The following is a 25,961-nucleotide window of genomic DNA, read 5'->3' as shown; positions in this document are numbered from 1 at the left end:
GTCTGCAGCGCGACCGCCAAGCGAAAAGCCGGTAATGAAAACAATGAAAGGATGGCATGAGCCATCTGCCATGGGATATGTGCAGCACACGAGTACGGGTACGCCACCCGGGGAGTGAGTCATGCAAGAGAGAATATTGAAGCGACTGGCCATTGGTCTGGCCTTGGCAGGCGGCTTGTTACTGCTGTCTGCCATCACGATGTCGCTGGTGTCGATGCTGGGTCGCAGGCTGTGGTCGACCCCGATCACGGGGGATATCGAGCTATTGCAGATGATGGTGGCCGTCGCGGTGGCATGCTTCCTGCCACTGTGCGAAGTCAAGGATCGCCATATCCGGGTCGATATTCTCGCCAATCTGTTGCCTGCAGGGCTCAACCGTCTGCTGTTGAGTCTCTCTCACCTGATGCTGGCGATCGTCAGTGGTCTGCTGGTATGGCGGACCGGGCTGATGGTGTCGGAGAGCCTCACCTATGATGCCCAGAGCGTGCAGTTGGGGGTGCCGCAGTGGATTCCCCAGGCTGCCATGTTGCCAGGGCTTGCGCTGCTGGGGGTGTGCGCACTGCACCAGAGCATTCGCCAGTGGATGAAAGACGGCATCGATTCCCCCGTCAAGGAGCCATGCACATGATGGGCGGACTGGAAGTCGGGGCCATATCGCTAGGCGCGATGCTGGCCATGCTGGGCCTGCGCTGGCATGTCGGGGTCGCGATGCTGCTGGCTGGGGCGGCCTGTTACTGGCTGGTCAACGACGGCGATATCGGTGCATTGCTGTTCACGCTCAATAATCTTGTCTACGCGCGATTCTCAAGCTATGACCTCGCCGTCATTCCCATCTTTGTCTTGATGGGACAGTTTGCTGTCCATGGCGGGTTGTCAGCGGCACTGTTTCGGGCCAGCGCTCGCTGGATAGGACATTGGCGCGGCGGGTTGGCGATGTCGGCCGCCGGGGCATGTGCCGGCTTCGGCGCTATTTGTGGCTCCTCTCTCGCCACGGCAACCACCATGAGCCAGGTCGCATTGCCGGAACTGGAACGTCATCACTACAGCAAGGAACTGGCAACGGGCACCATCGCGGCAGCGGGGACCCTGGGGATATTGATTCCGCCATCCGTTCCGTTGATCGTCTATGCGGTACTGACTCAGGAATCCATCGCAGCGCTCTTCATGGCCGCCATCGTGCCGGGGCTGCTGGCAGTTGCAGGCTACTTTTTGGTGATTCGTCTGGTCGCGATGCGCACCATGCGCCATATCGAGCGTGCGCCGCGTTACTCCTGGAAGGAGCGGCTGGCCAGCCTGGGAGATATCGCCCCGATTCTGGTGATTTTCCTTGTCGTCATCCTGGGCCTTTACGGTGGCTGGGCCAATCTGACGGAAGCGGCCTCCATTGGCGCTGCAGCCTGTGGCATCTATGCCATCTGTCGCGGGGGAATGCGCTGGGACGGCCTGTATCGCAGTCTTGTCGGTACCGCTGAAGCCACGGCCATGATCTACCTGGTCGTGATCGGTGCAGATCTACTCAACAGCGGCCTGGCGCTGGGGCAACTGCCGTCAGACCTGGCGAGCTGGATTCTGGCCAGTGGTTTTGCACCCTTTGTTGTGCTGTTGATGATCTTGCTGATCTATCTGCTTCTGGGCTGTGTCATGGACTCACTGTCCATGATCCTGCTGACCATCCCGATCTTCTATCCGATCATTCTGCAGCTTGATCTCTTTAGTCTCGATGCTGCAGCCAAATCCATCTGGTTCGGGATAGTGGCATTGATGGTGGTCGAGATAGGCCTGATTACACCACCGATGGGCATGAATCTGTTCATTGTCCAGCAATACAGCCGCAACACCTCTCTCTCGACAGTCAATCGCGGAATCCTGCCTTTCATCGGTGCAGATATCCTGCGAATAAGCATTGTCGTCATGGTGCCAGCATTGTCATTGGTGTGGCTGTGATGTCTTTTGCGTACGCGAATATTTATGGAAATAGTGCATTGGTGTTAGGTACTACGATTGATTCAGGGATAATAAATTTATTATTTTAATGACAGGGTGGTGCCATGAAAAATAAATCTATCTTTCGCCTGCTAGGAACTCTGCTGGTCGGCATATCGCTATCTTTTGCATCAGTGGCAATATATGCCTCTGATGACGTGAAATTGATTTTACTTGGTACAAAAGGCGGACCATCTATCGCTGAGGACAAAAGACTTCCACAGTCCGCCACGTTGATGATTGGTGATGATATATATATGATTGACGCTGGCTATGGCGCTAGCTTGAGGCTCGTTCAAGCTGGCGCCAAGCTGACTGACTTGAAAGGGATTTTTATTACTCATTTACATGCAGATCATGTGCTCGATTACCCATCATTACTGATGAATTCCTGGGCTACAGGCCTCAAGGATGAGGTCTCAGTCTATGGTCCTGAGGGAACGCGTTATATGACAGATAGCCTTTGGGAAGCATTCAAAGTAGATATTGATCTACGGATACCGGATGAAGGGAAGCCGGATATTCGTAAGCTTGTCAAGGTACAGGAAATACAGGAAGATAATGTCTGTGATTGCGATGGCGGTAAACTGAAAGTATCTGCATTACCCGTTCCGCATCCTCCTTTTAAATTTGGGCAGGCTTTCGCATACAAATTTGAAGTAGGAGGGAAAGTCATTGTCATGACTGGTGATATGAATTATTACCCACCTTTCGAGAAATTTGCCAAGGATGCGGATGTGCTTGTCAGTGAAGTCGTGAATGTACCCGCTGTTGAAGCATTGGCTGAGCGGTTAGGGGGTGGGGATAAATTTGCTCATGCTATTATTTCTCATCATATCACTGGACAAGATGTAGGGCGTATGGCGAGTGCTGCTAATGTCAAAAAAGTTGTATTGACGCATTTCGTACCGGCGAATGATCCAAGCTTGACTGATACAGTATGGAGAGACTCCGTCAAACAAAACTATGATGGACCTGTTGTTGTAGGTCATGATGGTATGAAGATTGATATAATCAAGAGGCTTTGATGCAACAAGAGATATAATATAAAATATACGACTTGTGTTTATATAAAAAACCGATCTCAGGGTCGTTTTTTATATAAGATTTTTATTGATAACAAGGTTGGCAGTGAATCGCCGATGTCTGTCATGGATAGACAAGTGCTGCTTCTGTGAAATGGATAATCTCCCTTGAACGTTCCATGTGTCTGTCCGGTACTGCACAACAATAACAAGGGGAGAGAAATAGATGACGACTCGTTATCCGAGGTTTCTATTGATGCTTGCGGCAGGGACCGCAGTCGCTTTGCCAGCCACTGCCGGTGCGGCGGAGATCTATAGCGACAGTACAACTCAGGCCAATGCCAACATCGAGGGTGTAGTGGGGGTGTTTCATAGTCAGAAAGGCTATGGCCAGTCAGGGACTGCCAGTGACAGTGGGCGAGACTGGCAGGAGGGGTATCTGAAGTATGGCGTTGATACCTCTCATACTCTGAGCGCGCTGCCTGGTTCTCTCTATGGCAACGTGGCATGGGTCTCCAGTGCTACCACTGGGCAGGGGGACGCCGCCGGTTTCACGACAGGGGATGAGCGTCGCACTCATATCGAGGACTTCTTTGGCGGTTGGAAATCGGGAGAGCTCTTCCCTGCGCTTGGCAGTGATGGCCTGGATATTTCCGTTGGCCGCCAATACGTGCAGGTAGGCGATGGTTTCCTGATCTCTGGGGATTCGCTCAATTTCGGTGAAGGCATCCTTGATGGCGATCTTGATCGCGGTGGCGCTTACTATCTTGCATCACGCCGCTCCTTTGACAAGACAGCTGTCGTCAGAATCGGGGGTGAGGAAGGTTGGCGTGGTGATCTGATGTGGCTGCAATCCGATAATCGTTCTCAAGCACGAGCGGAACTGGCCATCGCGACACTCGAGAATGTCTCTGAAAAGGGCACCGTGGGGCTTACCTATATCGACGTGCTGGATATTGATGATGATTACGCCTACCTCTACCCGGGCCGCGATAACTCGAAGACGTATAGCCTTAGAGCTCAAGGCAATGCGGGGGTCGAGAATCTGTTTCTCTCGGGTGAGTATGCGTGGCAGAAGAATGATAGCGATGACAAGGAATCAGCCTGGTACCTGGAGGCAGGATGGACTTTCTCCGAGCTTCCTTGGACGCCGAGTATCAGCTATCGCTTCAGCCGCTTTTCAGAAGGATATGACCCACTCTTCTATGGGAATGGTCGAGCAATGGGCACCTGGTTCCAGGGTGAAGTTGCCGCCAATTATGCTGGCCCTTTCAATTCCAACAGCCGTGTCCAGCAGATCAACCTGTCTGTGGCGCCCAACGAAGCAATGAACTTCGGAGTCATGCTCTATGACTTCAAGACATTATCGACCGATGCAGGGGCCAATATCGATGGTACCGAAATCGACCTCTATGCTTTCTGGGCGATCAATGAACACTGGTGGGTCATGCCGCTGGTTGGCCGCTATGATCCAGAGGCATCTGCCAGTTCAGGTGGGACTCAATTGGGCGACAGTGACGCCAATTACTACACCCAGCTACTGTTAGGTTTCAATTTCTGAATCTGGCACTCAGCGTCATGTTGTCGGCAGCAGGAGGCCAGTGTTGTGAAAGCTGCTGAGCTAGTTTGAGGTCAGCAGCATTCACTTTGGGGTTGAGCCGGGCGATTGCGGTGAAGTGACGTACCGTTCGGGGCATTGAAGGTAAGGAGTTAAGATGAGTCAAGACAATACATCCGATGTTCAGGCCGTAGAGGCATTTTTCACACGTGTCACCGGTTCTTTCCTGAACGGTGCCTTTGTCAATGAAGGCAAGACACGTGAGGTGCTCGATCCCTCCAATGGCCAGTGTTTGACGACCGTCCTTGAAGGTGATAAGGCCCTGGCTGAGCAGGCTGTTGCACAGACCAAAAAGAGCTTTGATGACCGTCGCTGGTGTGATCTATCCCCAGCGGTGCGTGAACGTATACTGTTGCGCTTTGCAGACCTCGTCGAGCAGCATGCGGAAGAGTTGGCCCAGATCGAGACTCTCAACCAAGGCAAGTCGATCCATATTTCACGAGCTGTCGATACTGGTTTTTCGGTAGATTTCATTCGCTACATGGCGGGCTGGACCACCAAACTTGAGGGGAATACTCGCAACGTCTCGATCGGCATGCCCGAAGGTGCCAAGTTCAATGCTTACACCCTGAGGCAGCCCGTCGGTGTCGTGGCCGCCATCGTGCCTTGGAACTTCCCGATGATGATCGCGCTCTGGAAGGTGGTGCCAGCGCTCGCGGCAGGGTGTTCCGTGGTGCTCAAGCCTGCCTCCGAGACACCACTGAGTGTCCTGCGACTGGCAGAACTTGCAGTTGAAGCAGGCGTACCTGCAGGTGTCTTCAACGTGATTCTTGGCTCGGGATCTGTGGTCGGTACCTGCCTCTCCGAGCATCCGGATGTCCACAAGGTCACCTTTACCGGCAGCACTGCCATCGGCAAGCAGATCGGTCATGCAGCAGTGGATCGCATGGCTGAGTTCTCGCTGGAGCTGGGTGGCAAGAATCCGATGCTCGTGCTCGAAGATGCCGATCTGGACAAGGCGGTCAATGGCGCACTGATGAGCGGCCTTCTCAACCAGGGGCAGGTCTGTGCGGCGGCTTCGCGCTTCTATGTCCACCGCAGTCTGCATGATGAATTCTGTCGCCGTCTGTGTGAGGCTGTCGATGGCATGCAGGCGGGCCCTGGCATTGACCCACAGGTCCATATCACGCCTTTGGTCTCGCGTCGTCAGCAGGAGAGCGTATTGGGGTTTGTTGAGCGAGCCCGCGAGCAAGGCGCCAACGTACATGTTGGCGGAAGTGTGCCCAAGGAAGGTTATTTCGTGTCTCCTACGATCATCAGTGGTGCCAGCCATTCGATGGAAGTCGCGCGCGAAGAAATCTTCGGTCCAGTGCTGACGGTGATTCCCTTTGACGACGTCGAAGACGGTCTTGCAATGGTCAATGACAGTGACATGGGGCTAGCGGCAAGCCTGTGGACTGATAGCCTGTCGAACGCGATGCGCCTGACGCCACGTATCGAAGCAGGAACTGTCTGGGTCAATACGCACGTGACACTTGACCCGTGTCTGCCCTTCGGTGGATTCAAGCTGTCAGGCATCGGCAAGGAGTTCGGTCCTGAAGCCATCAATGCCTATACGGAACTCAAGTCAGTCTGTATCGCGTATTGAGTCTCCGCTAATCATGATCCCCCGGATGGCGGAAGGCATCCGGGGGATTTTTCCATGTGTCACTCTCATGCATCAGGCGACGTTCGCCACCAATCGAGCTTGTCGGTATTTGCGCGGTGAAGTTGCGAGCTCTCGTTTGAACGAGCGACTGAAATGCGCTGAGTCGGTGAACCCCCAGCGATAGGCGATTTCAGTGATGGAGCGACTGGCCTGCAATGGGCTGGCCAGATCTTCTGCACAGCGCTCCAGGCGCTTGCGTTGCACGTAGCGGCAAACCGTCTCATCGCGTTGCTCGAACAGTCGGTAGAGTTGGCGAATCGAGATATGGAACTTGTGTGCTAGGCACTCCGGGCTCAGCTCCGCTTCATGTAGATGCTGATCGATGTATTGCTGTATGCATAGATAGAGGTTGCCATTATTGCGTTCCATCAATGTCGGAGAGGCTGATTGATGTTGATGAATGGCGGGTAATAGCGCGATCAGTGAGTCTGAGATACCGCTATTATCATCACCTTCCGCCGCGAGCTGGCCAGTCAGCATGCGACTGATGATCAATTGAATGATCTGTCCGCTGGCACAGTCAGCGGCAATCTTCATGAATGGTACTGCTTGATGGCCAAAACGTTGCATGACTTCGCCACGTGGCAGATGGAATGAATCGTGCTCGATAAGGCCGTGCGGCATGATCTCGCTGGCTTCTGCCGAGTCCATCAACACCATTTCTCCCGGGCGCATCGTGATCTTGTTGCTATCTTGCATCAGTGTGGCGCTGCCCTGTTTCTGAACGATCAGAAAGCAGTAACTCTCGTCGTCGCTCCGCTCCGGTCGGTGATGCACGATCCTCTCGGCGTTTGTGGTGATGCCGGCGATCTCGATGCCGCCGAGGTTGCGTTTCGAGACACTGCCCTGGAAATTCCATCGGCTGAGCGGAGTGGAATCGAAGCTGCCGCAGACATTGCGTAGCGCGTCCAGCCAAGTATCAAATGAGAGAGTCACTGAATCGGCGGATTGCATGAGATCTCCGTGGAAGCTTAATTCGTTAACATTTTAATGTTTCTGGGGTAGTCTAGTGAACGCAGTCGTGAGATACCATCGTCTGTTGGTCGTGAGGTAGTGAGCCACTGCTACCGTGAATGTAGGTCTTGATCACTACTGTTGAAATATCTGCATGATGACTCGGTATGTCACCAAGCATTCAGGAGGCCGGCGCTTCATGGTTGAGCTGCATCATAGTGAAGATATCACTGAACACGCACTACAGCTGAATGGTTGGCAGCAGGAATTCAATCAGATCGAAGAAGGGCGCTTCTGCGGTGATATCCTTGATATTGCGTGTCCTGGTGTACGCCTGTTCCGTGAAAGCGCCAATCTGGGCTTTACACAACTGGTGCGCTCTCCGCCATCACAGTGGCATCTTGCCCTGCCGATTCACTGGCCCAATGGGTTTTTCTTTCATACAAACGCCATCACGGTGTTTCCCCACTGCGAGCAGTTCTGGAGTGTGACTCCCGCGAGTTATGATCTGATGGTCGTATCTGTCGAACGAGATCGTTATGGCTGGCTTGAGCAAAATGAGCAGCATCTGCGGACGCTCGAGGTATCTTCACCATTGCTGGTGGCTGTCAAGCAGCAGTGGCAAGCACTGACAGATTACGTGAAGACGACTCAATCACACCGTGCGACATTGTCAGTGCTTCAGCAATCGCTCCTTCAGAAAGTGATCACCCAGCAATTGCAGGAGGGTGTCGAGCTATTGCTGGGTGAGTGCTCTCGCTCACCGGTTCTTGATGATGCCAGCTACCGAACTCGCCGTTACATCGTTGATCGATGTCATGCACTGATCAATGCCCGTCCCGATGATCCACCCTCGCTGATGGCACTCTGTCAGCAGTTGAAGATCTCTCGCCGCACGCTGCAATACAGCTTTCAGCGAGAAACTGGTCAGGCGCCGTTACACTACCTTCGGGCACTTCGATTGAATGCCGTTCGGCGCAGACTGCTTCAGAACCCGAGATTGCAAGTAGCTGATGCTGCCGCGCTGCACGGTTTCTTCCATCAGAGCTATTTCAGTCGGGAGTATCGGCGGCTGTTTAAGGAGCTGCCTTCTGTCACACGCCAGCGTGCACTATGAGTGGCGTCAGGTGCTGGCCATTGTGACGCTAGAAGCGATCGAAGCGATCGAAGCGATAAGGGGATGGGTCGATGATAGGCTCTACTGCGCAGATGAGGTCTGCGGCCAACTGTCCCGCTGCTGGTGATGTGCCGAACCCGTGACCAGAGAAGCCGGTCGCTACCATCAGTCCGGGAATCTTTTTGACTGGACCGATGACAGGGTTGGAGTCTGGTGTGATGTCGATCATGCCAGCCCAGGCATCCTCGATGATCGCTTGTTGGAAAGCTGGCCATGCAGCCGTTAGATTCTTCAGGGCTTCATCATTCAGCGCCTGATTGGCTTTCGGATCGATCTCACGGACACGCTCGAAAGGAGAGACGCTCTTTTTTCCCCAGCGCCGTGGTAAAGCCAGATCCTTGATGAAGTGTTTACCTAGCGAAATCCGCAACAAGCCACGCTGTGCTCCCAGAGATTTCAGATAGCGAGATCCGATCAACAGATGATCAAGCGTCAGTGGCGCATCAAGCGCACCCCGTTGCGTGATGATGAAGCCGCCATCCTTGTGCTTACGGAAGGAGAAGTCTGGCCCACCTACCGCGATATCCGTCGGACCTTCCATCGGAGCAGTCTTGAAGACGGAGCACACGACCGGCAGCGTCGGCAGTGAGACGCCGAGATTACCGAGGAAACGGCGTGACCACATGCCCCCGGTCAACAGTGCCTGTTCACAGGTGATCTCGCCTTTCTCGGTCACGACGCCGCTGACACGACCGGCGGACATGGAAAGCGTACGCACGGCGCAATGCTCGATGATGATCGCTCCCTTGGCAATAGCGGCTTCAGCAATCGCACTAGAGGCTAGTGTCGGCTCTGCTCGACCGTCTGATGGTGTGTGGATACCACCGGTCCATTTCCCTTTTCCACCCGGCACGCGGCTGTCGATCTCTGCTGCACTCAGTAGCTGTGAATCCAGTGACAGTGACTCAACTGACGCCTTCCAGGCTTCATGCGCTGCCATCTGTTCTTCCGTTCGGGCAAGGAACATGATGCCTACCTGTCGATAGCCGACATCTTTACCGACACGCTCTGCCATGCCAGCCCATAGGCGATCTGCTGCCAGTGCTAGAGGCACATCTTCTAGGTGACGGCTGGTCTTGCGGATCCAGCCGAGGTTGCGCGATGATTGCTCGCCGGCGATCTTGCCCTTTTCCAGCACGACGACGGGGATGTTGCGTTCCGCGAGTGCTAGTGCGGCAGTCAAGCCGATGATACCGCCACCGATGATGACGACACTGGTAGAGGCAGGAAGCGTCATTGATGTTTGAACAGGCATTATTGTTGGTGACATGTCAGGAGTTCCTGGGGAATTGGAGTGCCGACGAAGCGAGCGGTGTGTATTGCTAGGCAGAGGTGTCGATTCGCACGACATCAGCACTGCCAGCGCCACGATAGGCGGTCACCTCCAATTCTACCTTGTAGACCTCAGACCCCAATGGTGGGCATGTCACGGTGATGGATGGATCCACGCCGCGCATCTTCTCACCGAAGAGCGTCATGACGGTTTCGGTATTGCTGGGGGTCTGGATGAAGATCTTCGCGGACACGATATCGGAGAGGTTGCTATCCACCGATTTAAGGGCTATTTCAATGTTGGCGAAGACCTGCAGAAGCTGCTCGCTCACATCTTCCGGAATCTCTTTCGTCTCCGGGTTACGGCCTGCAGTGTTGGATACGAAGATCCAATTATCCACGGCTACCAGACGAGAATAGCTGGCGTGTTCTTCAAACTTTGAGCCGGTTTTGACTTTGATGATCTTGGTCATGATGGTGTCCTGTGCAGAATGAGCAGTGAATTAATATGTTTTAGGTGTGTCGGGAGTACGGGCCTGCTTTAGCGCAATGCCGGTTCATCCCACAGATTGAGTTTGACGCCGATACCCTGTTCGATCGCCTTGCGATAGACCACGGTTGCCCAGGCCACATCCTCGACCGGCATGCCGCCGACCGACATCATGATGATTTCATCGTCGTTCAGGCGTGCTGGCGCATCACCTGCGACGATGGCGCCCAGATCCTCAAGAGCATCGGCAGAGAAGTGGCCAAGCTCAATCATGTCCATGAACTTCATGCCGATCAGCGGAATGCAATGATGGGCCGGCTTGGGGATTTCTTCGTACCAGGCTTCATATAGACCGGTATTGTCCAGTACCTTGCGCACATCAGAGGCTTCCATGCCTGAATCGAAATTGCAGGGGGCGGGCATAGCCAAGAATGTTCCGGGGCTTACCCACTCTCGCTTGACCAGTGGGTAGGTGTCAGGATCGCCCACCTCGCCGGAAGCGCAATAGGTGACGATGTCTGAGTCACGTACGACAGACTCGATATCATCGACGATGTTGATGTGAGTAATCTGCGGATAGTTCTCGCGAACCCAGTCCGTAAACGCCGTGAGACTCTTTTGGCCGCGACCTTTTACCTTGACTGTATCGATCTGCGGGCAAGCCGCGATGAAAGCCGCCAGTGATGTACGCGCCATGACCCCAGGGCCGAAGATGCCGACGACCTTTGAATTCTTGCGTGCCAGGTAGCGTGCTCCAACACCCGGTACTGCACCGGTCCGATAGGCTGACAGCAGGTTGGCTGACATATAAGCCAGTGGAGCGGCAGTATCGGCATCGCTGAGCATGAACATCAGGATAGAACGCGGTAATCCTTTTTCCTTGTTTGCGATGTTTGAGCCGTACCATTTGACGCCTGCAGTACCGAAGTTGCCGCCCAGATAGGCCGGCATCGCCATCATGCGGCGGTCAGCCGTCGGTTTGGGCATGTTGGAGAATGGCGAGTCATCCGGAAACGTGATCATGGCGCCATGAGAGTCATTGTTTGGCCCTGCCATTCGGTAGTCACCATGGTAGAGCAGGCCAAACATCTCTTCCATCGTATCGACACAGGCCGTCATGTCGGTGACACCCGCGCGGATCATGTCTTTTTCTGAAAGATAAATAAAATCAATTGTTGTATTGTGTTTCATGCCAAGCTCCGATTTTATTATTGGGTTATAGCTTTAATAAAAGTTTTGATAGAAATGTCTTAGAAGCATGCATTGAGGCTTTGGTGACTCGATGTTGTATTGATAATCATGTTGCTAGGCTATCCAACTAGGATCGTAGGAAGATGATTTTCGAAACATATCGATGGAGCATATTCCAAGTGCCCCCATCTGATACATAAAGCTGGATCTCCCACGTGTCCTAAGCAACCTTGAGCCATGGTGCGGGATCGGCGTTGACAGCGTTAGCACAAATTGGCAATTCGACATTCTGGTCTGGCATGGCGCACCTAAAATTTTCAGATGCAAGTCTGATCTTTTATACAGGCTTGAAATGCTCGGATGGGAAGTCTCAAGCCTATAGTCTGGTTTCAATTGTCGATTAGTAGCTTGGTGGGAAAGGGAGGGGGCGACTTTAGATTGAGAAATCAATGCCCAGCTGCTGTAAGCGACTCGTATGGCTGGTGCTACATGGTCATCCTTGATAGAAGCATCACGGACAGGTTTCACCCTGGATCAGCCGAGTCGTGAGCAGGCGAGGCGAGGCGGGTTCCAGTCCCAGAATCATTCGCGCGGCAAGGCGGCCTTTCTCGGTACTGTCCTGCTGGACGGTGGTCAGGCGTGGCGAGCGATATTGCCCTTCCTCGATACCATCAAAGCCGGTGATACGCAGGTCTTCGGGAATGCGGATACCACGTTGTTCCGCCAGGGTCACGGCGGTCAACGCGATGCGGTCGGACATGCACAGCAGGAGATCCGGTCGCTCGCTGGCCGGAAGATCCAGAATCTCTGCCAGCACCGGCGCGCAGACCTCGTAGGTATTTTCCTCGATGTTCCACATCGTCACAGAATCGGGGGAGATATCCCGCTCAGCCAGCGCACGATGAAAACCCGCCAGTCGCGAGCGGGTGATGGTTCGACCCGCTGGGAGCAGTGTGTGGGCCTCGGTGATGCGGCCGTTGCAGGCCGTTTCGGTCAGGCGCAGGTTGACGATGCCGATGCGACTGGCGGGTGTCTTCAAGGCATGTTGCGCGATGGCGTAGCAGGCGGGCTCATCATCCACGTGGATGGCAGGGTGATCGCCCAGATCGAAGTCGACCGCCACGATGGGCTTGTGACCCGCGCTCTGGAGTTCTTCCACCAGCGCCATGCTGGCCATCAGCCCGTAGACGATGAAGCCATCGGCAATGCTGGAAGACCCCGGCACCTGAGAGGCATCCTGGCGACCCGAGAGCAGCAGCAGGGTATGGCCGTGGGCGTCCAGCACTTCGGCGATGCCCGACAACAGCTCGCTGGCGACGGCATCCTTGAGGCTGTAGGTCAGTGTCTCCGCGAGTACCACGGCGATGATCCGTGAGCGCCCCGTACGCAGGCTTCGCGCCTTGGCGTCCGGACCACGATAGCCCAGCCGTTTGGCCTCCTCGAGAATCCGCTCGCGCAATGCAGGCGAGAGCTGGTCAGGGCGGTTGAAGGCGTTGGAGACGCTGGCGGTGGAGACGCCCAGTTCTGCGGCTAGCTCCTTGAGAGTGATACGGCGAGGCGATGACACAGGCGTCGGGTTCCTGAAGATGAAAAGCTTGAACGATTAAGTGCAGAGATAGCATATCGCCACGTACCAGAAATGCCCAGAAAGTGTTGGAGACGGTGCGACCAGGCTGAGCTGCCTTTCCACGCCAGGTGCCCGGGCCAATGCCCCGGGCATGCAGTCGGTCGCAAGCGCCCCTTGCTGGCCCTTTCCTTTACCCATCCCGGTCTCTCGACGCATCGGCTGGCACGACCAGCCAGGCTGCCATCCCCGGCGGCAGTCTCAATTGGCCCGCCTCAAGGATAGGCGTGGCCATGCCGGGCAAAGAGATGATCTCTATCGGGTCATGATGCTGGCCATGCAGTGTTCGCGAGCCCAGCAGGGCTGTCAGGTCGAGCATGACGGGGGCGTTGTCGTTTTCCGGGGCGTGGTCTGATTGGTGTCCCAGGTTGGCCAGGCACATCATCTGCTGATGACGGTCGTGACGTATCACACCAAAGACACCCTTCGGCAACACGGACGGGGAGATGAGCGTCTGTTGCCCCGTCTTGAGCAGCGTGCTTTCGCCACGCAGTCTCAGCAGCCGGCGAACGTGATTCAGCAGACTCTCGGGCACCTCTTGTTGCAGCGAGACCGCCTGTGACTGATGAGGGGCATGGACGGGAAGCCAGGGCGACAGGGAGTCAGCGCAGAAACCACCATTGCGTTGAGGCTCCCACACCATGGGCGTGCGACAGCCATCGCGTCCCTTGACCTCGGGCCATAGCGCGATTCCGAAGGGGTCCTGCAGCTCGGCGTAGCTCAGCTCCGCTTCCTCGAATCCAAGCTCTTCGCCCTGATAGAGGCAGAGGCTGCCCCGCAATGAGCAGAGTACCGTCAGAGCCAGCAAGGCGCGTGCGCTCCCCCAGCGGCTGGCACTGCGCGGAACATCATGATTGGACAATGCCCAGCACGGCCAGGCGTCTTCGCCATGCTCGGCAAAGCGTGCCAGAACGGCGTGCAAGTCCACGGCATCGCCTGTGCTGTTGAGCAGGTCGAAGGTGTAGGCCATATGCAGGCGGTGCTGGCCCGCGGTGTAGGCTGCCATGGCGGGAAGCGGGTCGCTGCCCCCGACCTCGCCGACGCTGGTGGCGCCGGGGTATTCCTCCAGCAGGGCACGAATCTCTTCCAGATAGTCGAGATTCTCTGGCTGATCCGCATTGTGTTTCAGCAGTTGATAGCTGCGGGGATGCCCACGGCTACGGTAGTCGTCCGAGGACGGCGGATTGTCCGTCAGCGCCTGGTCATGGAAATAGAAGTTGGCGGTGTCGAAGCGGAACCCGTCGACGCCCAGCTCCAGCCAGAAGCGCAGATTGTCGAGCTGTGCCTGACGCACCTCCGGATGATGAAAGTTCAGGTCCGGCTGGCTGGCGAGAAAGTTGTGCAGATAATACTGGCAGCGCCGTGAATCGAAGGTCCAGGCCGGGCCACCGAAGGCGGCTAACCAGTTGTTGGGCGCACCGCCGTCCGGGCGCGGGTCCGCCCAGACATACCAGTCAGCCTTGGCATTGTCCCGGGATTGGCGACTTTCCCGGAACCACGCATGCTGATCGGAGCTGTGTGACAGCACCTGATCAATGATGACGCCCAGCCCGAGCTCATGTGCGCGGGCGACGAGCCGCGAGAAGTCCTCCAGAGTGCCGAACAGGGGATCGATGTCACGGTAGTCCGAGACGTCATAGCCGAAGTCCTGCATGGGCGAGGTGAAGATGGGGGAGACCCAGATGGCGTCCACCCCCAGGGTCGCGAGGTAGTCCAGACGTTGGATGATGCCGGCAATATCGCCGACACCATCGCCATTGGCGTCCATGAAGCTGCGCGGATAGATCTGATAGAGCGTTGCGCCGCGCCACCAGTCGTGTGCGGCATGGCGATGGAGTTGGGTAGATGTCATTGCACGATCCTTGTTGTCGAGGCGGCAGGGGTCACGGGCATGCTAGAGCGCCGGAAAGGCCCCGCGTCTCTGCGCGAGACCTTCCGGGCGTCATCAGTCTGCAGGCGCAAGGCCTGGCGGGGTGAGGCCGTTGGCGTTACCAGCCGCGGCGTCCGATGCGGGTGAGTTCTCTCCCGAGCGCTTCCACCGCCTGAGCACCGGTCTCCTCGCCCGACAGCACCTGATGGGTGCGGTTGAAGAAGGCATTGGAGACGCGAGCGTAGGCATCGCCCGTCACCGAGGCCGGGCGCGCGACGCCGGTTCTGAGCGCTTCATAGAGCTCCCCCATCGAGGGGTTGCTCGCCAGCACCTCATCATCCTGATAGAGGTGTTCGATGGTGGGGTTGCGCCCCATCTTCATGGCATGGGCCTTTTGCTGCGGGGCGGCGGTGATGTAGGCGACCAGCTCCGCTGCGGCCTGTGGGTGCTCCGAGTAGCGTGATACCGCAAGATTCCAACCGCCCAGGGTTGCGCGTGACTCGCCCTGCGGGCCATGCGGGAGGGGGGCCATGCCGACCTTGCCTGCCACCGGACTGCCCTCGGCCTGGCTGAGCTTCCAGACATAGGGCCAGTTGCGCAGGAACAGCGCATTGCCCGACTGGAACAACCCACGTGACTCCTCCTCGGTATGATTCAGCGCACCTTCCGGAGCGATGCTGCCGATCCAGGAGGCGGCAAGATCGAGTGCCTCGGCGGCGCGCGAGTTGTCGATGGTGACCTCACCGGCATCATCCACCAGGGTGCCGCCGCCCTGGCTTGCGACCCACTCCAGTGCGTTGCAGGTCAGCCCCTCGTAGGCGCGCCCCTGGAAGCTGTATCCCCAGAAATCGGCATTGCCGGCGTCACGTTCCGCCGCCTGGATCGTGCGCGCCGTCTCGGTGAGTTGCTGCCAGGTCTCCGGCACCTGCTGGTCGTATTTTTCCAGCAGGTCCTTGCGGTAATAGAGCACGCCTGCGTCGGTGTACCAGGGCATGGCCACCAGACGTCCCTCTACGGTGCCGTTGTCGACCAGCGCGGGGAAGAAGCCCTCGGTGGCGTCGTCGGGCAGATAGCGGGAAAGGTCGACCAGGTGATCGTCGAGCAGCCCTGGCCACGCCATGTCGACGATCAGCACGTCGATGTCACTGGAGCCGCTGCTCAGCAGCTGCTGATACAGCGAGAGCTTCTCGGTGGTGTCGTTGGGAGTGGAGATCACATTGACACGATTGCCGGATTGCTCAGCCCATTGCTGGGCGAGCTCCGGGCACATGTCGGAATCTCCGCCAGGGCCACAGGCAATCGTGACCTCGGTGGCCAGTGCGAGGGGTGCCGTCAATGAGGCCCCGCTCAACAACAGGGCACCGGCGCTACCCTTGAGGGTCGTGAGCATCCGTTGGCGTGGGGTGCTGATAACAGAAGGCATGGCGTGCGACTCCATCATTGTGATTGTTGTTGCGGCGTCCGGGATGACCGTCATCCACCGAGCATCCCGTGAAGCATCGAATCTGCCAGGCGTCAGTTGAGGGCGAGCCACATGGCGCTGCCTGGCATCAGCGACAGGGGGTGGTGAGAGGCGTGTGTCGCCGTGACACCGGCGATCTCGAGGGTGGTCCAGGTGGTGATATCTGGCGCCAGTTGACTCGGGTCGATCACGCTCGGCGTATCGCCTGTCCCGAGGTGTGCCAGACACAGCAGGCGTTGCGCTCCATGCTGGCGCACGCTGGCGAAGACGTTGTCCGGGAGCCGCTCGGGGGCAATCAGGGTCTGATCACCCTCGCGCAGCACCTGGCTGGTCCCGCGATAGCGCAGCAGGCGACGTGCTCGCGACAGGAAGCTGTCATCACGGTTTTCCTGCTGCGCCACCGACAATGGCAACTGGCGTGGGGAGACCGGTAACCAGGGCGTGGCCTCAACGCCGGACTTCGTCGCGCAGCGGCTGAATCCACCGTTCAGGCTGTCATCCCAGACCATCGGCGTGCGACAGCCATCGCGGCCCTTGATCTCGGGCCACAGGTTGATGCCAAAGGGGTCCTGCAGGTCCTCGAAGGCCAGCTCCGCTTCGGGAAGCCCCAGTTCTTCTCCCTGATAGAGGCACAGGCTGCCACGCAGCGAACACAAAACCGTCAGGGCGAGCAGGGCGCGCGATTCTCCCCAGCTGGTCGCACTGCGTTCCACGTCATGATTGGACAGGGCCCAGCAAGGCCAGGTGTCTTCGCCTTGCTCGGCAAAGCGCGTCAGCACGTCGTAAAGCGCGCGGGCATCGCCATCACTGTTGAGCAGGTCAAAGGTGTAGGCCATGTGCAGGCGGCGTTGGCCGGCGGTATAGGCAGCCATGGTCGGGAGAGGGTCATTGCCGGCGATCTCGCCGACACTGGTGGTGCCCGGGTACTCATCGAGCAGGTCGCGGATGCGCTCCAGATACGCCAGATTCTCCGGTTGCTCGATATTGTGCTGCATCCGCTGATAGCTCTGCGGGTTGCCCGGGTTGACGCCTTCGCGCGCCATCGCCGGGTTGTCGGTCAAGGCGCGGTCATGGAAGTAGTAATTGACGACGTCGAAGCGGAAGCCGTCCACCCCTAGATCCAGCCAGAAGCGCAGGTTGTCCAGCTGCGCCTGGCGCACCTCGGGATGATGGAAATTCAGATCCGGCTGACTGGCCAGGAAGTTGTGCAGATAGTACTGGCGGCGCTTGGCATCGAAGCTCCAGGCGCGACCACTGAAGGCCGCCATCCAGTTGTTGGGCGGGTTGCCATCCGGAAGCGGGTCGGCCCAGACATACCAGTCGGCCTTGGCGTTGTGGCGGTCCTGACGGCTTTGCTGGAACCAGACGTGTTGATCGGAGCTGTGAGACAGCACCTGGTCGATGATCACGCGCAACCCCAGCTGGTGGGCTTGCGAGACCAGGTGCTTGAAATCCTCCAGGTGGCCGAACATCGGGTCGACATCCCGATAGTCCGCGACGTCATAGCCGAAATCCTTCATCGGCGAGGTGAAGAAGGGGGACAGCCAGATGGCATCCACGCCGAGGCTGGCCACATGGGGCAGGCGCTCGATGATGCCGGCCAGGTCGCCGATGCCGTCGCCGTTGGCATCCATGAAACTGCGGGGGTAGATCTGATAGATCGTGGCACCACGCCACCAGTCGAGGCGTGCGTGAGGATCGAGTTGAGACAGGGTCATCATGACCTCCTTGTGAGTCGCGTGATCGGCAAGCGGGAGATTCAGTGCACCTCGCCAACACAGCGCGCGATGGCAACGCCGTGGGGCGGCAGCGTCAGGCGACCTGCCTGCCAGTGACCATTGATCATGCCGGGGGCATCCTCGAGGGCTTCCGCTCGCCAGGCGGTCTCCAGAGTCAGGGCCTGAGCAGAGAAGTTGAGCGCGATCAGCAACGACTCGCCGCCTGAGAGACGCGTGAAGCAGATGACTTCCTCATGCAGCGAGTGGAAGTGGATCTCTCCTCGGCTGAGGGCGGGGTGACGGCGGCGGAAGGCGAGCAGCTCCCGGCTGGCATTCAACAGCGATGCCGGGTCGTGTTCCTGATGGTCGACGGCCAAGGCATGATGGAAGTCGGGAACCGGCAACCAGGGAGACACGCGAGAGAAGCCCGCATGTGACTCACCGGCCTGCCACGGCATGGGCGTCCGGCAGCCGTCGCGTCCCTTGTAGCGTGGCCAGAAGGTGATGCCGGCGGGGTCCACCAACTGGTCATGGCGTAGCTGGGCTTCACTCAGCCCCAGTTCTTCGCCCTGATACAGACAGACGCTGCCGCGCTGGGTCAGCAGGAAGGCGAGATAGAGGCGCAGGCGCGCCGGCGAGGCTTCGGCGTCCCAGCGCGTTGCCAGACGTGTGACATCGTGATTTCCCAGCGCCCAGCACGGCCAGCCGTCCCCGATCTGCGCTTCCATCGTCTGTAGGGTCGCCAGGAGGTGGCCGGGTGAGGCGTTCTCGGTCAGCAGATCGAAGGAATAGGCCATGTGCAGCCGCTGGTCGCCCCGGGTGTACTCGGCCATGACGCGCAAGGAGTCATCGTCGCCGACCTCGCCAACGCTGGTGGTGCCGGGGTATTCATCGAGCAGACTCCGCAGCCGTTCGAGAACGGCGAGGTTCTCGGGTTGGGTCTTGTCGTGAAGATGTTGTTGATAGCCGTAGGGGTTGTCCGGGCGCACGCCAATGAAGCCCTCGGCGATCTCACGCCGCGGCGGGTTATCCTTTAGCTCACCATGTGTGCAGAAGTTGATGGCGTCCAGGCGGAAACCATCCACCCCCCGCTCCAGCCAGAATCGCACTTCTTCAAGAATGGCCGTCACGACTTCGGGGTGATGGAAGTTGAGGTCCGGCTGCTCGATCAGGAAGTTGTGCAGGTAGTACTGGCAGCGGCGAGTGTCCCATTGCCACGCGGAGCCCCCGAAGATCGATTGCCAGTTGGTGGGCGGTGCGCCATCGGGTCTGGGGTCTGCCCAGACATACCAGTCGGCGCGCGGGTTATCGCGGCTCTGGCGGCTTTCCTCGAACCACGGGTGGGCGTCGGAGGTGTGTGAGAGCACCTGATCGATGATGACTTTCAGGCCGCGCGCATGCGCTGCCTCGACCAGACGGTCGAAGTCCTCCAGGGTGCCGAACATCGGGTCGACATCGCGATAGTCGCTGATGTCATAGCCGAAGTCCTTCATGGGCGAGGTAAAGAAGGGGGATAGCCAGATCGCATCGACATTCAGCGAGGCGATGTAATCCAGGCGCTCGAGGATGCCCGGCAGATCACCGATGCCATCGCCATTGCTGTCCTGAAAGCTGCGCGGGTAGATCTGATAGATGACGGCGCCGCGCCACCAATCGTGGGCCGACACCTGGGTGTCTCGAATCGTGGACATGCGAGTCTCCTGGGCGGGAACCATGGCTCCCGCCCGTGGGGTCCTTGCGGAGAATGAAGCGGTTGGCCTGAGGCGCCGTGAGCAGGCGCTGGATACTCAGTCCTGGCTGCCAGGCCCTCGAGAAAAAGCCCTGCAGAACAGGCCCTGAACGTCAGGCTGCCTGGCGTTGCCGGGTCAGGCTCAGCGCGCGATCCTGGCTGTCGAAGAGATGCACGTGCTCCAGGTCCGGCACCAGCGCGACGCGTTGGCCGATCTTCCACTGACTGGGGGCTTCACTGCGGTGGATCAGCAGGCTGTCGCCGACTTTCGGATCCAGATAGACATAGACTTCGTTGCCCAGGTACTCGACGTTGACGATCTCGAAGGCGTTGTCGCCACGGGCCTCTTCCAGGCAGAGGTGTTCGGGACGAACCCCCAGCATCAGACGGCTACCAACGCGCTCGCTACCGGCATCGCGAGGCAGGCCCAGCTCGCCGATCCCGGCCGTCGTGATGCGACAGTTATTGGCATCGCTGCTCAATAGCTCCGCCGGCAGGAAGTTCATGGTCGGGGAGCCGATGAAGCCGGCCACGAAGCGGGTCGCCGGGGCCTGATAAAGTGTCTGGGGACTGCCGACCTGTTCGATACGGCCATCACGCAGTACCACGATCTTGTCGGCCAGGGTCATGGCTTCGACCTGGTCGTGGGTGACGTAGACCATGGTGGAGCCCAGGCGGTGGTGCAGGCGGGCGATCTCATTGCGCATCTGCACCCGCAGTGAGGCATCCAGGTTGGAGAGCGGCTCATCGAACAACAGGATCTTCGGCTCACGCGCCATGGCGCGCCCCATGGCGACGCGCTGTCGCTGGCCGCCGGAAAGCGCCTTGGGCTTGCGGTGCAGCAACTCCTCGAGCTGAAGGATGCGCGCCGTTTCCATCACGCGTTGTTCGACGCTTTCCTTGTCGGTCTTGGCAAGTTTCAGACCGAAGGCCATGTTCTCGTACACCGTCATGTGCGGATAGAGGGCATAGGACTGGAAGACCATGCCCACGCCGCGCTCACGCGGGGGAAGGTCATTGACCAGGTCGCCGGCGATATGCATTTCACCGGCGGTGATCGATTCCAGCCCGGCAATCAGGCGCAGCAAGGTTGACTTGCCACAGCCGGACGGGCCAACGAAGACCACGAATTCGCCACTGCCGATCTTCAGGTCCAGGTCCTTGATGATGTGCGTGCTGCCGAAGGTCTTGTTGATCTTGGAGAGGGTTACGCTTGTCATCTTGCGGCTCCCAGCCGGTGCAAGGCACCGGCTTTCAAAAGAAGATTAGTCGAGTGCCAGGAAAGCAGCCTGGTAGGCCGGAAGCACCAGCCGCGCTGCCCGGGGCTGAGCCGTGTCCAGCTCGGCAGTAAAGCCTGCGCCTTCGAGCAGACGCGCGCTGCCTGCGTAGGCTTGCGGCAGTGCGGTGACCTGTTCAGCGCCCGTGAGATTGAAGAGGCACAGCATGCGCTTGCCGTCATGCTCGCGCAGGAAGCCCAGCAGCTCGTCACCCACGTCCACCAGCTGAATGTCCCCCTCACGCAATACCGGATGCTGACGGCGGAAGTTCAGCAGAATCCGCGTGGCATGAAGCACAGAGTTAGCGTCGTCTTCCTGGTTGGCCACGGCCAGTGGCAGGTGGCGCTCATCGACCGGTAGCCAAGGCTCGACACTTGAGAAGTCCCCTTGCGCCGCTTGACGCCAGGGCATGGGGGTCCGGCAGCCATCACGGCCCTTGAACTCCGGCCACAGCACCTTGCCGTAAGGGTCCTGAATACGCTCGAAGGGCACCTCGGCTTCTGGCAGGCCCAGCTCCTCACCCTGGTAGAGGCAGACGCTGCCGCGCAGTGACAACACCATGGCCAGGGCGACCTTGGGGTAGGACACCGGGTCTTCGTGGGCCCCCCAACGGGTGGCGCTGCGCACCACGTCGTGGTTTGACAGGGCCCAGCATGGCCAGGCATCACCGGCCAGGCGCTGGAAGCGCTCGATGACTTCTCGGATATAGCCTGCGGAATGCGGCGCATTGAGCAGATCGAATCCGTAGGCCATGTGCAGCTTGTCGCCCCCAGCGGTGTATTCCGCCATGCGCTCCAGCGGCTTGTCGTCACCGATTTCACCGACCGTGGTGGTGCCGGGGTATTCATCCATCAGGGCACGTAGGTCTCTCAGGAAGTCGAGATTTTCCGGGCGGCTCAAGTCATAGACGTGGCGCTGCCAGGTATAGGGGTTGGAATCCGGCGCGCCCAGTGTCTTGGCTTCGCCTGCTGGCACTGGCGGATTGTCGCGCAGAGCCTGATCGTGGAAGTAGAAGTTGACGGTATCCAGTCGGAAGCCATCGACGCCGAGTTCCAGCCAGAAGCGCATGTTGTCGAGCTGAGCCTGACGGGCCTCCGGGTGATGGAAGTTCACGTCGGGCTGGCTGGTCAGGAAGTTATGCAGGTAATACTGCTGGCGGCGCGAATCGAAGGTCCAGGCCGAGCCGCCGAAGATCGACAGCCAGTTGTTGGGCGGCGTGCCATCGGGCTTGGGGTCTGCCCACACAAACCAGTCGGCCTTGTCATTCGTGCGGTCCTGACGGCTTTGCTGGAACCAGGGGTGCTGGTCGGAGGTGTGGCTGATCACCTGGTCGATCATGACCTTGAGATTGAGCGAGTGAGCGCGCTCCAGCAGGGCCTTGAAGTCCTCCAGGGTGCCGAACATCGGGTCGACATCACGGTAATCGCTGATGTCATACCCGAAGTCGAGCATCGGAGAGGTGAAGAAGGGCGACAGCCAGATGCCATCCACGCCCAGGGAGGCCACGTAATCGAGTCTGGCGGTGATGCCCGGCAGATCGCCGATCCCGTCGCCGTTGCTGTCCAGGAAGCTGCGCGGGTAGATCTGGTAGATGACGCCACCGCGCCACCAGTTGGAGGAGGTCTGCATTTGGGCTTCGAGCAATGACATGAAAATTATCCTTTGACGGCGCCGGCGGTCAGGCCGGAGACGATGCGGCGCTGGAAGATCATCACCAGGATGACCAGCGGTATGGTGACGGTGACGGAGGCGGCCATGATCGGGCCCCAGGGGAGCTCATGCTGGCTGCCGCCGGAGATCAGGGCGATGGCGACCGGCACGGTGCGTTCGCTGTTGGTCAGCGTGAAGGTCAAGGCGAACAGGAACTCGTTCCAGGCCGCGATGAAGGCGAGCAACCCGGTGGTGGCCATGGCTGGCCACATCAGAGGCAGGAAGACCTTGGTGATGGTCTCCCACGGCGTGGCGCCGTCCATGATCGCGGCCTCTTCCAGTTCCATGGGCAGCTGACGCATGAAGGTCGTCAGCACCCAGACGGTGAAGGGCAGCGTGAAGATGGTGTAACTGAGAATCAGGCCACCGGGGTTGTTGTAGAGATTCAGGCTGCGAATCACCTCGAACAGCCCTGACAGCACCGCGACCTGAGGGAACATCGAGACCCCGAGGATGATCAGCATCACGGTGGAGCGGCCGCGAAAGCGCACGCGTCCCAGTGCATAGGAGGCGGTGATGCCCAGCAGCAGCGCGATCAACACGACGCTCAAGGCGATCAGGATCGAGTTGCCGATCGCCTGCAGGAAACTCTTCTGCGCAAAGATCTGGGCGTAGTTGCTGAAGTCCAGTGAGGTCAGCCAGTAGTTGACCTCGAACAGCTCACTGGACGGTTTCAGTGAGGTGATGACCGCGTAATAGAAGGGGAACACGGCGTAGACGATGATGATGGCGATCAAGGCCCATTTGCCGACATGCTTGGCGAGTCGGGTCAGCTGGTAGCGATTCATCGGATGCTGATTCATTTATCCACTCCCAGTTGGCGGCGGCCAAGGTAGAGGTAGACCACGACGGCCAGCGCGATGATCAGGAACAGCATCGTGGAGGCGGCACTGCCGTAGCCCACGTCCTGGAACTCCACCAGTTGCTGGCGGGCGTAGATCGACATGGTCATGGTGCTGGACGAGTTGGAGGTCAGCACATAGATGACGTCGAAGACGCGCAGTGCATCGAGAAGACGGAAGATCACGGCGACCAGCAGGGCCGGGGTGATCAATGGCAGGGTGACGCGGAAGAACACCTTCACCGGGTGGATGCCATCGACCTCGGCGGCTTCATAGCAATCCTTGGGCAGCATCTGCAGCGCGGCGAGTACCAGCAGTGCCACGAAGGGGATGGTCTTCCAGACATCGACCATGATCACGGCCCACATCGACAGATCGGCATCCGCTGTCCAGGCCAGGGGCGCATCGATCAGCCCCAGCCCCATCAACATGTGGTTGATGATTCCGAACTGGTCATTGAGCATCCAGGCCCACATCTTGGCGGAGACGATGGTCGGGATGGCCCAGGGAATCAGTACCGCGGCCCGGACCAGCATGCGTCCCTTGAATTCGGCATTCAGGAGCAGCGCCACGATGATGCCGAAGACGACTTCCAGCGATACCGAGATGACGCTGAAATAGACGGTGTTCCAGACGGAGTTCCACCACACCGGGTCAGCCAGCAGGCCGTACCAGACGCCGTCGTCCTTCACGAGATAGTTCTCGAAGCCGATGAAGGCGGCACCGGTCGTGTCCGAGAGCGAGGCATCGGTCAGGCTGAGATAGAAGGTTCTCAGCAGGGGCCAGCCGGCCACCAGCGCCAGTGCGACCAGCATCGGGGCGAGATAGGTCCAGGCCGCGCGTACCCGCTGGCGTCTGACCTTGGTACCGCGTTTGCGGGTCCGGGCCGAGGGCGTGTCCGTCGGCACTGACTCATTGAGCGTGGTTGTCATGCGAAACCTCCCGGGTTACCAGCGACGACGTTTGATGCGTGACAGTTCGCTCTTGAGCTGGGCAACCGCCTGGGCACCGCTCTGCTCGCCGCTCAGCACGCTATGGGTCGCATTGAAGAAGGCGTTGCTGACCTGGCCGTAGTTGTCTCCGGTGACGGCTGACGGACGGGCCACGGCATTGGTGAAGGTGTCGTAGAGCGTGCCGAAGAAGGGCACGGCGGTGAGCACTTCCTCGTCCTGATACAGCGCCGTGAGGGTCGGGTTGTAGGCGGCCTGGATGGCTCGGCGTTTCTGCTCGGGTTCACCGGTGAGGAAGGCCACCAGCTGAGAGGCGAGCTCGGGATTCTCGCTGTACTTCGAGACCGCCAGATTCCAGCCGCCCAGCGCCGCCGCGCTTTCTCCCTCGGCGCCATGGGGCAGCTTGACCACCCCGACCTTGCCGGCCACCTTGCTGTCATCGCTCTGGGTCAGCGACCAGGCGTAGGGCCAGTTGCGCATGAAGACGGCGTTGCCGGACTGGAAGATGCCGCGGGCTTCTTCCTCGGAATAATTGAGTGCGCCCTGCGGGGTGATCTCGCCGATCCAGCTGGCGGCCAGGTCGAGTGCAGAGGCCGTGTTGGGGTTGTCGATGGTGATCTCGCCATCGGCATCGACAATGGCGCCGCCGTCATTGCTGGCGACCCACTCCAGCGCGTTGCAGGTCAGGCCCTCATAGGCACGCCCCTGGAAGACGTACCCCCACATCTTGTCGCTGCCCGCCTCACGCTCCTTCGCCTGGATCTGCGTGGCGGTCTCTGTCAATTCCTGCCATGTCTCGGGAGGTGCGAATCCGTACTTCTCCAGCAGGTCCTTGCGGTAGTAGAGCACCCCGGCATCCGTGAACCAGGGCATGGCCACCAGGCGGCCATCCACCGTGTTGTTGTCGACGATGGTCGCGAAGTGGCCTTGCGCCGCCTTTTCGCCGAGCGTCTGGTGCAGATCAAGCAGGTGATTGGCGAGCAGCCCCGGCCAGACCACATCGATCTGCAGGACGTCGATATCCCCGGACTGGGCCGACAGAATCTGCTGGTAGAGCGAGAGGCGTTCCGTCGAGGAATTGGGCGTGGAAACGATGTCGACTTCATGGCCGGTCTTTTCCTCCCAGGCCGCGACGCCCTGTTCACAGAGTTCCAGCTCGGCCCCGACCGCGCCGCAGGAGATGGTCAGGTCCGCGGCCATGGCGGGGGCGGTGGTGGCCACTCCCAGCAGGGCGACGCTTGAGGCGATCAGTGTCTTGCGTTGCATGGCAAATCCTCGTCACTTGTTGTTGTTGGGCATTCATCGGCCATCTGGCGGGGGAGAATCCTGAGGTTGTCCGATGGTGCTTCTTAAACGATTAAGGCGTGATCACAGTCAAGCGATTGGCGTCGATATCCGCAACCTGAACTTTGGTCTTGCTG

Annotated in this window: 20 protein-coding genes; 6 read left to right on the top strand and 14 right to left on the bottom strand. The window is 58.7% G+C overall.

Annotated elements, in window-relative coordinates:
* Window positions 1-121: 121 nt before the first annotated feature.
* The 5 genes from BF12_RS0102645 to BF12_RS0102625 all read left to right on the top strand — a co-directional run bounded on the left by BF12_RS0102645 (window position 122) and on the right by BF12_RS0102625 (window position 6,214).
* Window positions 122-628, top strand: coding sequence for a TRAP transporter small permease (locus BF12_RS0102645; protein WP_051510673.1), 507 nt, complete (start codon window positions 122-124; stop codon window positions 626-628).
* A complete protein-coding gene (locus BF12_RS18370) occupies window positions 625-1,944 on the top strand; it encodes a TRAP transporter large permease (protein WP_248623600.1) in 1,320 nt (439 codons plus the stop codon). The genes BF12_RS0102645 and BF12_RS18370 overlap by 4 nt, the downstream gene beginning before the upstream one ends.
* 104 nt (window positions 1,945-2,048) lie before the next feature.
* Entirely contained in the window at window positions 2,049-3,011 is a 963-nt protein-coding gene (locus tag BF12_RS0102635) for an MBL fold metallo-hydrolase (RefSeq protein WP_024950918.1), read from the top strand.
* A 223-nt stretch (window positions 3,012-3,234) separates the two neighbouring features.
* Window positions 3,235-4,569, top strand: a complete 1,335-nt coding sequence (locus tag BF12_RS0102630) for an alginate export family protein (protein ID WP_024950917.1) — start codon at window positions 3,235-3,237, stop codon at window positions 4,567-4,569.
* 154 nt (window positions 4,570-4,723) lie between these two features.
* Window positions 4,724-6,214, top strand: a complete 1,491-nt coding sequence (locus BF12_RS0102625; RefSeq protein WP_024950916.1) for an aldehyde dehydrogenase family protein — start codon at window positions 4,724-4,726, stop codon at window positions 6,212-6,214.
* Window positions 6,215-6,286: 72 nt separating this feature from the next.
* Here BF12_RS0102625 and feaR read toward each other — a convergent pair whose 3' ends face one another.
* Window positions 6,287-7,228 carry a transcriptional regulator FeaR gene (gene feaR / locus BF12_RS0102620; protein ID WP_024950915.1) on the bottom strand — a complete coding sequence of 314 codons (942 nt, stop codon included), beginning with the start codon at window positions 7,226-7,228 and terminating at the stop codon, window positions 6,287-6,289.
* Window positions 7,229-7,427: 199 nt separating this feature from the next.
* Between feaR and BF12_RS0102615 the strand changes: the two genes are divergently transcribed.
* Entirely contained in the window at window positions 7,428-8,345 is a 918-nt protein-coding gene (locus BF12_RS0102615; protein ID WP_024950914.1) for a helix-turn-helix domain-containing protein, read from the top strand.
* A gap of 28 nt (window positions 8,346-8,373) precedes the next feature.
* Here the strand turns inward: BF12_RS0102615 and BF12_RS0102610 are convergent, their stop codons facing one another.
* The 13 genes from BF12_RS0102610 to BF12_RS0102550 all read right to left on the bottom strand — a co-directional run bounded on the left by BF12_RS0102610 (window position 8,374) and on the right by BF12_RS0102550 (window position 25,806).
* Complete coding sequence (locus BF12_RS0102610) at window positions 8,374-9,675, bottom strand: NAD(P)/FAD-dependent oxidoreductase (RefSeq protein WP_024950913.1); 1,302 nt, start codon at window positions 9,673-9,675, stop codon at window positions 8,374-8,376.
* Window positions 9,676-9,727: 52 nt separating this feature from the next.
* A complete protein-coding gene (locus BF12_RS0102605) occupies window positions 9,728-10,150 on the bottom strand; it encodes a Rid family hydrolase (protein ID WP_024950912.1) in 423 nt (140 codons plus the stop codon).
* Window positions 10,151-10,218: 68 nt separating this feature from the next.
* Entirely contained in the window at window positions 10,219-11,358 is a 1,140-nt protein-coding gene (locus tag BF12_RS0102600; protein ID WP_024950911.1) for an ornithine cyclodeaminase family protein, read from the bottom strand.
* Between the two features lie 511 nt (window positions 11,359-11,869).
* Complete coding sequence (locus BF12_RS0102595) at window positions 11,870-12,925, bottom strand: LacI family DNA-binding transcriptional regulator (protein ID WP_024950910.1); 1,056 nt, start codon at window positions 12,923-12,925, stop codon at window positions 11,870-11,872.
* A 190-nt stretch (window positions 12,926-13,115) separates the two neighbouring features.
* Window positions 13,116-14,834 carry an alpha-amylase family glycosyl hydrolase gene (locus BF12_RS0102590; RefSeq protein WP_024950909.1) on the bottom strand — a complete coding sequence of 573 codons (1,719 nt, stop codon included), beginning with the start codon at window positions 14,832-14,834 and terminating at the stop codon, window positions 13,116-13,118.
* 136 nt (window positions 14,835-14,970) lie between these two features.
* The gene (locus BF12_RS0102585) at window positions 14,971-16,242 is read right to left on the bottom strand and encodes an ABC transporter substrate-binding protein (RefSeq protein WP_024950908.1); all 1,272 of its coding nucleotides are present in this window, start codon (window positions 16,240-16,242) and stop codon (window positions 14,971-14,973) included.
* Between the two features lie 125 nt (window positions 16,243-16,367).
* A complete protein-coding gene (locus BF12_RS0102580; RefSeq protein ID WP_394805768.1) occupies window positions 16,368-18,035 on the bottom strand; it encodes an alpha-amylase family glycosyl hydrolase in 1,668 nt (555 codons plus the stop codon).
* A 38-nt stretch (window positions 18,036-18,073) separates the two neighbouring features.
* Complete coding sequence (locus tag BF12_RS0102575) at window positions 18,074-19,723, bottom strand: alpha-amylase family glycosyl hydrolase (RefSeq protein WP_024950906.1); 1,650 nt, start codon at window positions 19,721-19,723, stop codon at window positions 18,074-18,076.
* Between the two features lie 151 nt (window positions 19,724-19,874).
* Window positions 19,875-20,981 carry an ABC transporter ATP-binding protein gene (locus BF12_RS0102570; RefSeq protein ID WP_024950905.1) on the bottom strand — a complete coding sequence of 369 codons (1,107 nt, stop codon included), beginning with the start codon at window positions 20,979-20,981 and terminating at the stop codon, window positions 19,875-19,877.
* 45 nt (window positions 20,982-21,026) lie between these two features.
* On the bottom strand, window positions 21,027-22,667 hold the full coding sequence (locus BF12_RS0102565) for an alpha-glucosidase (RefSeq protein WP_024950904.1): 1,641 nt from the start codon (window positions 22,665-22,667) through the stop codon (window positions 21,027-21,029).
* A gap of 26 nt (window positions 22,668-22,693) precedes the next feature.
* Window positions 22,694-23,536, bottom strand: a complete 843-nt coding sequence (locus BF12_RS0102560) for a carbohydrate ABC transporter permease (protein ID WP_035158765.1) — start codon at window positions 23,534-23,536, stop codon at window positions 22,694-22,696.
* 11 nt (window positions 23,537-23,547) lie between these two features.
* Window positions 23,548-24,522 (bottom strand): carbohydrate ABC transporter permease, encoded by a 975-nt coding sequence (locus BF12_RS0102555; protein WP_024950902.1) that lies wholly within the window; start codon window positions 24,520-24,522, stop codon window positions 23,548-23,550.
* 15 nt (window positions 24,523-24,537) lie between these two features.
* Window positions 24,538-25,806 (bottom strand): ABC transporter substrate-binding protein, encoded by a 1,269-nt coding sequence (locus BF12_RS0102550; RefSeq protein WP_024950901.1) that lies wholly within the window; start codon window positions 25,804-25,806, stop codon window positions 24,538-24,540.
* Window positions 25,807-25,961: the final 155 nt, after the last annotated feature.

This window comes from Cobetia crustatorum, assembly GCF_000591415.1.
GTDB classification, from domain to species: Bacteria; Pseudomonadota; Gammaproteobacteria; order Pseudomonadales; family Halomonadaceae; genus Cobetia; species Cobetia crustatorum.
Note: the sequence above shows the minus strand (reverse complement) of the source record. Positions and strands in the feature narration are given on the sequence as shown.

What these genes read in the sequence shown, in the direction of transcription:
- BF12_RS0102645 (WP_051510673.1), top strand. Translation starts at nt 122, where the DNA reads ATGCAAGAGAGAATATTGAAGCGACTGGCCATTGGTCTGGCCTTGGCA.
- BF12_RS18370 (WP_248623600.1), top strand. Translation starts at nt 625, where the DNA reads ATGATGGGCGGACTGGAAGTCGGGGCCATATCGCTAGGCGCGATGCTG.
- BF12_RS0102635 (WP_024950918.1), top strand. Translation starts at nt 2,049, where the DNA reads ATGAAAAATAAATCTATCTTTCGCCTGCTAGGAACTCTGCTGGTCGGC.
- BF12_RS0102630 (WP_024950917.1), top strand. Translation starts at nt 3,235, where the DNA reads ATGACGACTCGTTATCCGAGGTTTCTATTGATGCTTGCGGCAGGGACC.
- BF12_RS0102625 (WP_024950916.1), top strand. Translation starts at nt 4,724, where the DNA reads ATGAGTCAAGACAATACATCCGATGTTCAGGCCGTAGAGGCATTTTTC.
- feaR (WP_024950915.1), bottom strand. Translation starts at nt 7,228, where the DNA reads ATGCAATCCGCCGATTCAGTGACTCTCTCATTTGATACTTGGCTGGAC.
- BF12_RS0102615 (WP_024950914.1), top strand. Translation starts at nt 7,428, where the DNA reads ATGGTTGAGCTGCATCATAGTGAAGATATCACTGAACACGCACTACAG.
- BF12_RS0102610 (WP_024950913.1), bottom strand. Translation starts at nt 9,675, where the DNA reads ATGTCACCAACAATAATGCCTGTTCAAACATCAATGACGCTTCCTGCC.
- BF12_RS0102605 (WP_024950912.1), bottom strand. Translation starts at nt 10,150, where the DNA reads ATGACCAAGATCATCAAAGTCAAAACCGGCTCAAAGTTTGAAGAACAC.
- BF12_RS0102600 (WP_024950911.1), bottom strand. Translation starts at nt 11,358, where the DNA reads ATGAAACACAATACAACAATTGATTTTATTTATCTTTCAGAAAAAGAC.
- BF12_RS0102590 (WP_024950909.1), bottom strand. Translation starts at nt 14,834, where the DNA reads ATGACATCTACCCAACTCCATCGCCATGCCGCACACGACTGGTGGCGC.
- BF12_RS0102585 (WP_024950908.1), bottom strand. Translation starts at nt 16,242, where the DNA reads ATGCTCACGACCCTCAAGGGTAGCGCCGGTGCCCTGTTGTTGAGCGGG.
- BF12_RS0102580 (WP_394805768.1), bottom strand. Translation starts at nt 18,035, where the DNA reads ATGATGACCCTGTCTCAACTCGATCCTCACGCACGCCTCGACTGGTGG.
- BF12_RS0102575 (WP_024950906.1), bottom strand. Translation starts at nt 19,723, where the DNA reads ATGTCCACGATTCGAGACACCCAGGTGTCGGCCCACGATTGGTGGCGC.
- BF12_RS0102570 (WP_024950905.1), bottom strand. Translation starts at nt 20,981, where the DNA reads ATGACAAGCGTAACCCTCTCCAAGATCAACAAGACCTTCGGCAGCACG.
- BF12_RS0102565 (WP_024950904.1), bottom strand. Translation starts at nt 22,667, where the DNA reads ATGCAGACCTCCTCCAACTGGTGGCGCGGTGGCGTCATCTACCAGATC.
- BF12_RS0102560 (WP_035158765.1), bottom strand. Translation starts at nt 23,536, where the DNA reads ATGAATCGCTACCAGCTGACCCGACTCGCCAAGCATGTCGGCAAATGG.
- BF12_RS0102555 (WP_024950902.1), bottom strand. Translation starts at nt 24,522, where the DNA reads ATGACAACCACGCTCAATGAGTCAGTGCCGACGGACACGCCCTCGGCC.
- BF12_RS0102550 (WP_024950901.1), bottom strand. Translation starts at nt 25,806, where the DNA reads ATGCAACGCAAGACACTGATCGCCTCAAGCGTCGCCCTGCTGGGAGTG.